The sequence below is a fragment of the Aeromonas sp. FDAARGOS 1407 genome, assembly GCF_019048725.1.
GTDB classification, from domain to species: Bacteria; Pseudomonadota; Gammaproteobacteria; order Enterobacterales; family Aeromonadaceae; genus Aeromonas; species Aeromonas enteropelogenes.
Window position 1 is genome coordinate 3,174,233 of sequence record NZ_CP077399.1, and the last position, 12,025, is coordinate 3,186,257.

The 12,025-nt window shown below is 60.1% G+C and carries 8 protein-coding genes; 4 read left to right on the plus strand and 4 right to left on the minus strand.

The window, feature by feature from the left end; genetic code table 11:
• The first annotated feature begins 4 nt into the window (after positions 1–4).
• Positions 5–2,125 (plus strand): formate dehydrogenase subunit alpha, encoded by a 2,121-nt coding sequence (fdhF, locus tag I6L37_RS15090; protein WP_216992268.1) that lies wholly within the window; start codon positions 5–7, stop codon positions 2,123–2,125.
• A gap of 4 nt (positions 2,126–2,129) precedes the next feature.
• Here the strand turns inward: fdhF and I6L37_RS15095 are convergent, their stop codons facing one another.
• Entirely contained in the window at positions 2,130–3,227 is a 1,098-nt protein-coding gene (locus tag I6L37_RS15095) for an ISAs1-like element ISAs1 family transposase (RefSeq protein WP_010676219.1), read from the minus strand.
• 343 nt (positions 3,228–3,570) lie between these two features.
• On the opposite strand from I6L37_RS15095, the gene I6L37_RS15100 reads away from it, so the two are divergent.
• The 3 genes from I6L37_RS15100 (at position 3,571) to fdhD (ending at position 7,182) form a co-directional block, all read left to right on the plus strand.
• Positions 3,571–3,888: a hypothetical protein gene (locus I6L37_RS15100; RefSeq protein ID WP_254203494.1), complete on the plus strand. Its 318-nt coding sequence runs from the start codon at positions 3,571–3,573 to the stop codon at positions 3,886–3,888.
• 369 nt (positions 3,889–4,257) lie between these two features.
• Positions 4,258–6,354, plus strand: coding sequence for a sigma 54-interacting transcriptional regulator (locus I6L37_RS15105; RefSeq protein ID WP_216992270.1), 2,097 nt, complete (start codon positions 4,258–4,260; stop codon positions 6,352–6,354).
• Positions 6,355–6,366: 12 nt separating this feature from the next.
• Positions 6,367–7,182, plus strand: a complete 816-nt coding sequence (gene fdhD, locus I6L37_RS15110; RefSeq protein WP_216992271.1) for a formate dehydrogenase accessory sulfurtransferase FdhD — start codon at positions 6,367–6,369, stop codon at positions 7,180–7,182.
• A 179-nt stretch (positions 7,183–7,361) separates the two neighbouring features.
• Here fdhD and I6L37_RS15115 read toward each other — a convergent pair whose 3' ends face one another.
• The 3 genes from I6L37_RS15115 to I6L37_RS15125 form a co-directional block, all read right to left on the minus strand.
• Positions 7,362–8,783 carry an IS66-like element ISKpn15 family transposase gene (locus I6L37_RS15115; protein WP_032495448.1) on the minus strand — a complete coding sequence of 474 codons (1,422 nt, stop codon included), beginning with the start codon at positions 8,781–8,783 and terminating at the stop codon, positions 7,362–7,364.
• Positions 8,784–8,984: 201 nt separating this feature from the next.
• Positions 8,985–10,097 carry an aspartate-semialdehyde dehydrogenase gene (gene asd / locus I6L37_RS15120; RefSeq protein WP_042026412.1) on the minus strand — a complete coding sequence of 371 codons (1,113 nt, stop codon included), beginning with the start codon at positions 10,095–10,097 and terminating at the stop codon, positions 8,985–8,987.
• A 308-nt stretch (positions 10,098–10,405) separates the two neighbouring features.
• Positions 10,406–11,671, minus strand: coding sequence for a D-amino acid dehydrogenase (locus I6L37_RS15125; RefSeq protein ID WP_201939447.1), 1,266 nt, complete (start codon positions 11,669–11,671; stop codon positions 10,406–10,408).
• Positions 11,672–12,025 lie beyond the last annotated feature (354 nt).

Below are 12,025 nucleotides of genomic sequence, written 5' to 3' on the forward strand. Positions count from 1 at the left end.
AGTCATGAAAAAAGTCATTACCGTGTGCCCCTATTGCGGCACCGGTTGCAAGATCAACCTGCTGGTTGAAAACGACAAGGTGGTGGGGGCCGAAGGTGCCAACGGCCGGACCAACGAGGGGCAGCTCTGCCTCAAGGGTTATTACGGTTGGGATTTCTTGAACGACACCAACCTGCTGACCCCCCGTCTCAAGAGCCCGATGATCCGCCGCGAGCGCGGTGGCAAGCTCGAAGCCGTCTCCTGGGACGAAGCCATCGAGTTCGCCAGCAGCCGCCTCTCTGCCATCAAGGCGAAATATGGCCCGGACGCCATCATGACCACCGGCTCTGCCCGTGGCCCCGGCAATGAAGCCAACTATGTGATGCAGAAATTTGCCCGCGCCGTGCTTGGAACGAACAACGTCGATCACTGCGCGAGGGTGTGACACGCACCCTCAGTCTCCGGTCTGGAGACAACTGTAGGCAACGGCGCTATGAGCAACGCCATTCCCGAAATTCAAGAGACCCAATGCCTGCTGGTGTTTGGGTACAACGCTGCTGACTCTCACCCCATCGTTGCCCGCCATATCCTCAAGGCGAAGGCAAACGGGGCCAAGGTGATTGTGTGTGATCCGCGCATGGTGGAGACCGCCCGCATCGCCGATCAGTGGCTGCCGCTCAAAAACGGTTCCAATATGGCGCTGGTCAACGCCTTCGCCAACGTCTTGATCAATGAAGGGCTCTACAACAAAGAGTTCGTCGCCAACTACACCGAAGGGTTCGACACCTTCAAGGCCACGGTGGCCAAGTACACCCCGGAATACGTGGAGGGGATCACTGGCCTCAAGGCCGCCGATATCCGCGCCGCCATTCGCACCTATGCCGCGTCGCCTGCCTCCATGATCCTGTGGGGCATGGGGGTGACCCAGTACGGTCAGGCAGTGGACGTGGTCAAGGGGCTCGCGGGTATTGCGCTGCTGACCGGCAACTTCGGTCGCCGTGGCACCGGCTGCGGGCCGGTACGCGGTCAGAACAACGTGCAGGGCACCTGCGACATGGGGATGCTGCCCCACCAGTTCCCGGGTTATCAGTCGGTGAGCGACCCCGAGATCAGCGCCAAGTTCGCCAGGGCGTGGGGGGTTGATGCGCTCTCCCAGAAGCCCGGCTATCGCCTGACCGAGCTGGGCCACAAGGTGGAGGAGGGCAAGTGCAAGGCCTTCTATATCTTCGGCGAAGATCCGGCCCAGACCGAGGCAGACCTCGGTCAGTTCCGCCGTACCCTGGCGGGGATGGAGCTGGTGATCGTGCAGGATATCTTCATGACCCAGACGGCCGAGATGGCGGACGTCATTCTGCCCGCCACCAGCTGGGGCGAGCACGAGGGGGTCTACAGCTCGGCGGATCGCGGTTTCCAGCGCTTCTACAAGGCGGTGACGCCGCCTGACAACGTGAAGCCCGACTGGGCGATCTTCTCGCTGATGGCCACCGCCATGGGGTATCCCATGGAGTATCGCGATACGGAGCAGATCTGGGACGAGCTGCGCGGACTCTGCCCGCTCTACGCCGGGGTCAGCTACGACAAGATGGCGGATCTCAAGTGTGTGCAGTGGCCCTGCCCGACCGAGGATCACCCGGGCACCAGCACCCTGTTCGAGGGCAATGTGTTCAGCACCCCGAGCGGCAAGGGTCAGCTGATTGCCGCCGAGTGGCGTGCTCCGCTGGAGCAGCCCTGCGCCGAGTACCCGCTGGTGCTCTCCACCGTGCGCGAGGTGGGGCACTACTCCTGCCGCTCCATGACCGGCAACTGCTCGGCGCTGCAGACCCTGGCCGATGAGCCGGGCTATGTGCAGATCCACCCGAGCGATGCCCAAAAACTCGGGGTGAAGGATCAGGCGCTGGTCTGGATCTCGTCGCGGCGCGGCAAGGTGATCACCCGGGCCAACTACAACGAACGGGTCAACGCCGGAGTGGTCTACATGACCTACCAGTGGTGGATCGGGGCCTGCAACGAGCTCACCATAGAGCACCTTGACCCCGTCTCCTACACCCCTGAGTACAAATACTGTGCGGTAAAAATTGAGCGCATCGCGGATCAGGCCGAGGCGGAAGTCTACGTCCAGACCCAGGGCGGGAGCACACTTTGTTGATATTTTAACCAAAGAATAACTGAGCCCGATAGTCGTCATTCCAGCCGGCTCTTTTTAGCTTGTTTCTCTGACTTCGAGCACCACAATTGCTCTGTTTTACGATATTCAATACGAACCGCCGGAATAGCGCCATATTCTCGACCGCATCCTCCATCGCTATCCTGGAAGCATCCTCGTTGAACACCACATCAAGAATGTAATGCTGGCTGTTCTCTATCCGCCAGTGCTGCCGTATATAGTGCCCTAGCAGCTTGTGCTTGGGGGATAACGAGCTGACATAGTAAGAGGTATCTACCGTTCCTTTTCCGTTGGCGCTGCGGTGACGCTCAACGGCAATGATGCTGCGGATTGTCGGCCATTTCTCCGTCAACTCTGGCGGTAATTTGGCTTTTAATTGAAACACATAACGCTCTTCCTGGCGGCCATGTCCACTCTCTTTGTGCTCGACGACAATCTTCTCTTTCTGGGCGTCAAACAGTGACTGGAATTGCGATTGAACCGCTTGATACAGCTTCGGTTGATTATTCTTGACCTGTACCACTACATGAGCCTTCTTCTCGCTGATTTTCTCCAGTGTCTCACGCTGACAATGCAACGCATCGAGTGTGACAACGGCTCCTTTTAGCTCAAGAATGTCCAGCATATCTTTGACGGTTTCGATTTCCCCCTTCTTGTTAGGGGTTGCTTTCTGGCTTAACACCAGCCCATTTTCGGTATCGTAAGCCGTGACCAACTGAAGCGCATCCTTGGCATTTCCCCGAAAGGAGCCGCGTAACACCTTGCCATCAAAGGCAATGATGGGTTTGCCCTGATGAGTGCGCTGTTCATTGACCCAGCACAGCAACGCTTCAAGCAAGGTATCGATGACAATGCAGCGCAGAATGCGGGCAACCGTGTGACGCCGCGGGATGCCGTTGGCAAAGGGGCGATGCTGACGCAGCCAATCGATCTTTGAATCGCCATAGGTTTCGATGTCATTCCAGCCCTCGGCACCACTCATGATGGCACTGATGACAAGGAACATGACATCAACCAGGTTATGTTTACGATTGATCTCAGAGCGAGTTTCTTCGACAAGGGTAAGGTGTTCAATCAACGTCATAGCGCGTGCCTCCTGCATGGAGACGCGATTAGATCACAGACGATCTGCCTGTTCAAATTTCATTAACAAAGTGCGATCCCGCCCTGCGTCCAGACCGAGTACAGCGCGCTCAAGGCAAAATTGCGCAGCGCCGCCAAGGGGTAATTGGCAACCACTCTCTTTGGGGAGATAAAAAAATAAGGGACCGACTCATCTTGTGAGTCGGTCACCCTTGTCTTGGTTAAATTTCAATATGGGTGAGATCATGCAACATGATATCAACCGGTTATTCGGTATCTTTTATATTTGTGGCTATTTCATCGCAATATTGCTGGGTATTGGCTGTTATATCTGGCAAGACGAGATGATATTTCTGTTGGGCTTTGGTTTTTTCGGCTGTTTCATGGCGGCGCGGCTGGCCATGCGCGGGGTATTTTCCGCGCTGAGTACCACTATCGCCTGGCTGATCGCCTTCGTCTCGACCACCTTGATCAACACCATGCTGCTGGGGCTGATCACTTTACTGGTCTACCTTACGCACCGGACGGTGGCGCAGGAGCTGGCCGACAACGCCAGCTGGCTGCTGATGGCCTTTCAGGGCTGTTCGGCGCTCTTCATCCTGGGTGGACTGAAAAGCGGACATCTGCAGTGGCAGCAGGGCCAGGGTGATCAGTGCCAGTGAGCCAGATTGCTCAGCGTCAAATAATTCGGGCGGCACTCTTGAATTAATTATCAGTTATTTAATCGCGGGCTTGATTAAATGTGCACAAATGCGCGAGAAAATATTCAGCCTGATTTGTAATGAACCCGCCGCTTCATTATGATGGCACGCCAGCTTTGAATATATCGACGCTGACGATGTTATCTTTTGTTATTGTTCGTTACGTGCCCGTTTTGAATTGCAACATTTGATAAAGCATCATGCCATTCAATATTTGTCAGCAGCATGAGGGCGACCCCTTGTTGTTATATCCGGTCGCCATGGCGAATCAGTATGCCACGGCATGGCAGGCCGGCTCTGTGACTGACACTGATCCAATGTGAGGCCGTAATGCTGAGTGTGAGTGCCATCCCGCTGGACGAGATCTCCCCCATCTGGGATGACGGTTTCCTCCTGCTCTCAAAAAGCCTGCTGTCGGCCGTGACGCTCGATGACTTCATCAAGAAACTCAACAAGATAGACGTCTGTTTCGATGGCGTGATCCGGGTCAACCTGATCCTCAACCAGGGGACGGGGGAGGAGGCCATCTTCTGCTACATGGGGGAGAGGGGCCCAAGGCACCTCGTCTGCCGCAAGGCCGATCTGCACTTTTCCAGGGAGCAGGCGATCATCCTGCCCGCCGCCCGCTTTGAAAACCGCTGCGCCCTGTTGGCGAGCACCCCCGTCTATGATGACCTGCAATCCTACTGCCAACTGCCCATCACCACCGCTCGCAGCCACCTGGGCGGGGTGGAGTTCATCAGCCGCGAGGCTCGCGCCTTTCCCATGGAGGTGCTGGCCAAACTGACCCAGCTGGCGGCCATCATCGCCATTGCGCTGGAGAACGTGCAGGACAAGGAGCGCACCCTGGAGCAGGCCCACTCCCTGCGCCTTGAGCGCGACAGCTGCAAGATTTTGGTGGATGTGACCAATGCGGTGATCAAACTGGTGCGCATCGCCGAGCTGCCAAGAAGCCTGTTTGCCATCCTGCAGCACCATTTTGCCATCAGCAGCCTCTGTCTTGCCGAATACAACGCCACCTCCGACAGCTTCAAGAGCTATCTGGTGAACGAAAGCCAGAGCGAGCAGCCCGGCATCATCGACCACTCCTGTTTCGAAAAGAACTGCCTGCAGGGGGCCCTGGGTCACAGCGAACCCTATTTCATCTATCGCGAGCATGGCCACGGCTGCAACGCCCACTGCCGCTTCGCCACCCAGATCCTGCCCCCCGAGGCCAACAGCTCCTGCATCTTGCCGCTGCGTTACCGGGGCAATCTGCTGGGGGTGCTGATCCTCTCCCACCCGGAGGTGGATTTCTTCGTCGATATCGACATCTCTCTGCTCGAACAGGTGGCGGCGCGCACGGCGATCGCCATGAACAACGTGCAGGCGCAGCAGGAGATCTCCAACACCAACGGTGCGAAAGAGAAGACTCTTCGCATTGGCGAGCCCGCCGTGCGGGGAGAGTTCTCCCACATCATCTACCAGAGCCCCGTGATGGCGAGCGTAATGGAGAAGGTGCGGCTGGTGGCCGAGAGCGACTGCACCGTGCTGATTTTGGGGGAGACGGGCACCGGCAAGGAGCTGATCGCCCAAGCCATTCATCAACTCAGTGCCCGCAGCAGCCGGGAGATGGTGAAGGTGAACTGCGCCGCCATTCCCACCGGCCTTATCGAGAGCGATCTGTTCGGCCACGAGAAGGGGGCCTTCACCGGCGCCCTGACCCAGCGCATCGGCCGCTTCGAGCGGGCCCACAAGGGTACCCTGTTTCTCGACGAGGTGGGGGACATGCCCATCGATCTGCAACCCAAGCTGTTGCGGGTGTTGCAGGAGCACGAGCTGGAGCGGGTGGGCAACAGCAACCCCATCGCCGTGGACGTGCGACTGGTGGCGGCCACCAACTGCGATCTGCTTTCCATGGTCAAGAACAAGCGCTTTCGCAGCGATCTCTACTACCGGCTCAACGTCTTTCCCATCGAGCTGCCGCCCCTGCGCAAGCGGCGCGAAGACATACCGCTGCTGGTCAACTTCTTTATCAAGAAGATCGCCAAGCGGATGCGCCGCACCATCACCGCCATTCCGGCCGATGCCATGAAGATGCTGGTGTCGCTCCCCTGGTACGGCAATATTCGCGAGCTGGAGAACATCATAGAGCGGGCCGTGGTGATGACCCGCGGCCAGGTGCTCAATCTCTCCCCCGACGAGCTGCTGCCTCTCAAGGGCTACCACAAGATTGAGACCCTGGTTTATGACGAGCCCGATGCCCCCCTGTTCCGGCAGGGGCCGGAGGATGAGCGCGAGGCGATTATCGCGGCGCTCAAGGAGAGCAACGGCATCGTCGCCGGTGCCCGGGGGGCGGCCCAGCGTCTTGGCATGAAGCGCACCACCCTGCTCTCGAAAATGAAGCGGCTCGGTATTTCGGCAAAGGATCCCAGGATCATCGAATAAGGCGGCAACAAGATGTGGCAAGAGAGTGACGTGTTCCGGTGCGCGGCGCCGCGCGAGGTGGTGCACTATCAGGGGCGTGAGGTGACCACCGACAGCGCCATGCAGCTGCCCTGCGAAACCCCGGTGGCGCTGGTCTACAACGGTATCGCCCACAGCGTGATGATGTGCTCGGCCGCCGATCTGGAGGATTTTGCCATCGGCTTCTCCCTCTCTGAGGGGATCATCGACGGCCTGCACGACATTCACGATATCGAGCAGGTCAATGGCTGTCAGGGCATCGAGCTGCACATCACCCTGGCCAATCGCTGCATCTATCGCCTGAAAGAGAAGCGGCGCACCCTGGCGGGACGCACCGGTTGCGGCATCTGTGGCAGCGAGAGTCTGGAGCAGGTGGTGCGCACCTTGCCCCCCTTGCCGGACAGCCAGCGTTTTGCGATAGGCCTTATCGACAAGGTGCTGGATGGGCTGCGCCCCCTGCAGTTGCTGGGGCAGTGCACCGGCGCCACCCACGCCGCCGTGCATGTGGACGGGGCGGGCAACATCCTCGCCATTCGCGAGGACGTGGGGCGCCATATTGCGCTCGACAAGCTGGTGGGCCACCTGTGTCGCACCGGCCGGCGCGATGGCGCCATCCTGGTGACCAGCCGCGCCAGTTTCGAGATGGTGCAAAAGGCTGCCAGCGCCGGGGTGGAGATCCTGCTCGCCATCTCGGCTGCCACCGAACTGGCGGTGGCGCGGGCCGAGCAGACCGGTCTCACCCTGGTGGGGTTCTGTCGCCCGGGGCGCGCCGAGATCTACAGCGGCTGCCAGCGTATCGTGCTGGCATAAGTGCGGGCCTGGAGCCTGACTACTTCGCCAAGATGGGCACAGGCATCAGTAGTGACATTCAATGCTGACATTGGCGTTGAGTGGGTGGAACAGAACTGGAATACACCCACAGGGATGGGGCAGAACAACGTTAAGGCGTAATGGGCGCGGCTTGCCCTGTGCCATCAGGTGGTATCTATTCACCAGGACGGGGTTGACGGCATCAGTTCTGCCGGGATGGGATAATCTGTCTTCTCGATGCACGCCCTGACCACGGCCCTCAACCACTCCTGTGGGCAGCGGCCCAATCGCTTGCCGGTCTCCACCAACGACAGGATGCGCTGGCGAAACAGCTCGCCCCGGTGAGACCACACGCCGTAGCTACCCTTGCGCCAGAGCACATAGCCACGCAGCGCCCGCTCCGCCTCGTTGTTGGTCAGCGCTATTTCGTCGTCAGTCATAAACCGCCACAGCATCTCGTCATCCCGCAGCAGCAACTGGCATCGTCCACGGTAGCGTTTGCTGCACAACAGGGCGCCGCGCTCCAACTGGCTTCGCCAGCTTTGCCGGTAACGCGCGAGCCTGCGCAGGTATTTCTGCTTGCTCAACGCACCGCTTTCCCAACGGTGCCGGGTACGAAACACCGCATCCGCCAGCAAGACCAACCGGGCACCGATGGGCTGGTTGCACTGCTCGCTACTCTCGGCGATGGCCACGAGATTGCGGGCCACGTGGGCCCAGCACAGTTGCCGCTGGTCGGCGTCGATAAACCGGTAGCCGGCGTACTGGTCGGTCACCAGCACCCCGTCAAACTCGGCGCCCAGCAGCCGCTTGGCCGCCTCCTGACCACGGCCATAGGCCGTCATGAAGCAGACGGCTATCTTGCTCAGCGCCAGCCACATCCAGCGGCGCTCTCCACCCCGCTGATGCCGGGTCTCATCGGCATGAACGTGGGTGGCCGTCTGCACCTGCTGCTTGATGGCCTGGTAGGTCGGGGTGAGCATGGCACTCACCCGCCCCTGCGCCTCACTGATGGCGCCCCGGCTAAAACTCAGGCCGAAATGCTGTTTGAGCTGCTGCTGTATCTGGCTGACGCTCTGGTGAAACTGGCCGCTTTGCAGCGCGATGTAGCTGAGCAGATTGGCCCCCATCTGGCTGCTGCTGACGTTGTCTGGCAGTGCGGCCTGGGTCGTGCCGATACACCGTGAGCAGGTCGCACGATACAGTTGGTGTTCGGTGACGAGATAGCTCACCTCGGGCAGCTCGAACACCTGATGAACCTGATAGGGTTTGGCATGGGCCACCATGTCCCCGCCACAGCAAGCGCAATCGGCGGCAGGGTAATGCGGGACCAGGGTCAGGCGGGCATCAAGCGGATGCCGCTCGCGGCGATGTCCCTTGTGACCGGGCTGCGCCCCCCGTTGCTTGCCGGACGCCGGACGCTTGCGGGCCGGCGGCGGTGCACCGGGGCCGTCGCTGGAAGGCGGCTTGGAGGAGTTGCCGCTGTGCTGATTGAGGCGGTCCTCCAGCTCGGCGATGCGGTCGAGGAGCTTATAAATCAGCTCGTTGGCCTGCTCCAGAGTGGTGGGCATTCCCGCGGAATGCATGGTGTTTTTGCTCATGGGGGGAGCGTATCTAAGGAGCAGGATCAAGCAAGCAGGAAAGTGGGATCAAGAGACGATCGTCTCATTTTTCCTGTGTCAATACTGTTCCGGTGAATACTTACATCAGGTGCGACTGACAGACAAAGAAACCACCAGCAAGAGGCCGTAAAAAAGGGCGGGGAGTGTGACTCCCCGCCCTTTTGGCATTGGCGCGGCGAATTAGCGGGCCAGCAGGATACGCAGCATGCGGCGCAGGGGCTCGGCGGCGCCCCACAGCAGCTGGTCACCCACGGTGAAGGCGGCCAGGTACTCGGGGCCCATGTTGAGCTTGCGTAGACGACCCACCGGGATGCTGAGGGTACCGGTGACGGCAGCCGGGGTCAGCTCGCGGGCGGTGATGTCGCGATCGTTGGGGATCACCTTGACCCAGTCGTTGTGGGCGGCCAGCAGAGATTCAATTTCTGCCAGCGGCACATCCTTCTTCAGCTTGATGGTGAACGCCTGGCTGTGGCAGCGCAGGGCGCCGATCCGCACGCACAGACCATCCACCGGGATGGCGGCATCCTGGATCCCCAGGATCTTGTTGGTCTCGGCCTGGCCTTTCCACTCTTCACGGCTCTGGCCGTTGTCGAGCTTGGTGTCGATCCAGGGGATGAGGCCACCGGCCAGCGGCACGCCGAAGTTGTCCACCGGCAGGGTGCCGGAGCGGGTCTTCTCGGTGATCTTGCGCTCGATATCGAGAATGGCGGAGGCGGGATCGGCCAGCTCTACCGCCACCTCGTCGCGCAGGATCCCCATCTGGGTCACCAGCTCGCGCATATGACGGGCACCGCCACCGGAGGCGGCCTGATAGGTGGCCACGCTCACCCACTCCACCAAATCGGCCTTGAACAGGCCGCCCAAAGCCAGCAGCATCAGGCTGACGGTGCAGTTGCCACCAACGAAGGTCTTGATGCCATCGTTCAGCGCCTGCTCGATGACGTCACCGTTGACCGGATCCAAGATGATGACGGCGTCCTGCTCCATGCGCAGGGAAGAGGCGGCGTCAATCCAGTAACCCTGCCAGCCGGCGGCCTTCAGGCGCGGATAGACATCCTTGGTGTAATCGCCGCCCTGGGCGGTGATGATGATCTCCTGCCTGGCCAATGCCTCGATGTCGAAGGCATCCTGCAGAGTGCCGGCATCGACGCCGAAGTTGGGGGCGGCCTCACCGGCCTGGGAAGTGGTGAAGAAGGTAGGTTGAATATGGGCGAAATCCTGCTCTTCCTGCATCCGGCTCATCAGAACCGATCCCACCATGCCACGCCAACCGACCAAACCTACTTTTTTCATAATGTCCTACCCTGGATAGCTGCTTAATAATGCGTTGTGGATCCCGTGACCCCTTGTATGGCGCCGGCCATTTACAAGCTGGTTACAAAATACGAGTTGCGAAAAATGTGTCTGTCCACATTACGGATTGTGGCGGCGGGCGCAAGTCGAATTGCGCAATATTCTGTGTCGTTCGCTGCAATATCCAGCGGTGTGAACACCGTAGGGAGGCGGAAAAAGCGGCGCAGAAAAGAAGCGGGGAGAGGCGGGGGTGAAAAAACAGGCAGGCCACCTGCATAAGGTGGCCTGCCGATGGAGTCTGGGGCGACTCAGGCGTAGCGAGCCAGGGTCAGCCCTTCGTCGCTGATGGCGGTTGCACTGCCGCTAATCAGATCGCAGAGCAGTTGGCCAGAACCTGCCGCCATGGTCCAGCCCAGGGTGCCGTGGCCCGTGTTGAGCCAGAGCCCGGGGATGGGGCTTGGGCCCACCAGCGGGGTGCCGTCCGGCGTCATGGGGCGCAACCCGGTCCAGAACTCGGCGCGGCTGATGTCCCCCCCTTCGGGGAAGAGATCGCCCACCACCATGGCCAGGGTGTCATGGCGTTTGGGGTTGAGCACCAGGTTGTAGCCCGAGAGCTCTGCCATGCCGCCGACCCTGATCCGCTCGTCAAAACGGGTGATGGCCACCTTGTAGGTTTCATCCAGCACTGTGCTGCGGGGGGCCGCATCCGGATTGGTCATCGGCAGGGTGAGGGAGTAGCCCTTGACCGGATAGACCGGCAGCTCCAGCCCGAGCGGACGCAGCAGCGGACGCAGGAAGCCGGTGCCGTAGCTGCCAAGGGCGCAGACGATGGCCTCGGCACGGTAGCGCTGTTCGCCCGCCCGCACCGCCACGGCGCGGCCATGGGAGACCTCAATCTCGTCGATGTCGCAGTTGAAGACGAATTTGACCCCGAGTTTCTGCGCTTCCAGCGCCAGCGCTTTGGTAAAGCGGAAGCAGTCGCCGGTCTCGTCGCCAGGCAGGCGCAGGCCGCCCACTATCTTGCCGCGCACCCGTGCCAGGGCCGGTTCGGCCTCTTCGCAGCCGCTGTCATCCAGCGACTGGTAGGGGACACCGTACTCTTCCAGCACCTCGATATCGCGCTTGCTGGCATCCAGCTGGGCCTGGCTTCGAAACAGTTGCAGGGTGCCGAGCTGGCGCCCCTCGTAGTCGAGGGCCAGTTCATCGCGCAGCACCTTCATGCAATCGCGGCTGTACTCGGCCAGGCGCACCATGCGCCCCTTGTTGGTGGCATAGGCCGCCGGGGTGCAGTTGGCCAGCATCTTCAGCATCCAGCGCAGCTGGAAAGGGTCGGCGGTGGGGCGCACCGTGAAGGGTGCATGCTTTTGCAGCATCCATTTGGCCGCCTTGAGGGGAATGCCGGGGGCCGCCCAGGGGGCAGCGTAACCGGGGGAGATCTGGCCGGCATTGGCGTGGCTGGTTTCAAGCGCCACCCCCTCTCGCCGCTCCAGCAGGGTCACCTGATGGCCCGCTTTTGCCAGATACCAGGCGCTGGTTACACCAATGACGCCACCCCCGAGTACCACTATCTCCATACGTCTTTCCTTGACTGATGCCTTGATAAGGCCCCCACCTTAATCAGCCGCCACAGTATATTCAACTGGGTAAGATATAATTGGTATAAATATCTATTTACATTTATTTAACTGGTTTTCAATGTTGTTGATGATTGGTTTTCTGGCATTTAGTGCGACAGGTTAGGCGCCTTTGCATGGCGTCACTTGCAAGTGGCCGGAACAGGCGTGCGGCACCCGCCGTGGCGGCAATTAAGTTGAACTCCGGGCATGAGGAGCAACGGAGTTCGTTGAGTATCAAAGAGGGCGGATCCAGATAAAAAAGGCCCCCGCATCCTAGATGCGGGGGCCTTGGCGATAGAGAGGCAAGGTAGC

Excerpts from the sequence above, each read along its gene's own strand:
- I6L37_RS15095 (WP_010676219.1), bottom strand. The coding sequence starts at position 3,227 with ATGACGTTGATTGAACACCTTACCCTTGTCGAAGAAACTCGCTCTGAG.
- asd (WP_042026412.1), bottom strand. The coding sequence starts at position 10,097 with ATGAAAAAAGTAGGTTTGGTCGGTTGGCGTGGCATGGTGGGATCGGTT.
- I6L37_RS15105 (WP_216992270.1), top strand. The coding sequence starts at position 4,258 with ATGCTGAGTGTGAGTGCCATCCCGCTGGACGAGATCTCCCCCATCTGG.
- I6L37_RS15125 (WP_201939447.1), bottom strand. The coding sequence starts at position 11,671 with ATGGAGATAGTGGTACTCGGGGGTGGCGTCATTGGTGTAACCAGCGCC.
- I6L37_RS15115 (WP_032495448.1), bottom strand. The coding sequence starts at position 8,783 with ATGAGCAAAAACACCATGCATTCCGCGGGAATGCCCACCACTCTGGAG.
- fdhD (WP_216992271.1), top strand. The coding sequence starts at position 6,367 with ATGTGGCAAGAGAGTGACGTGTTCCGGTGCGCGGCGCCGCGCGAGGTG.
- I6L37_RS15100 (WP_254203494.1), top strand. The coding sequence starts at position 3,571 with ATGATATTTCTGTTGGGCTTTGGTTTTTTCGGCTGTTTCATGGCGGCG.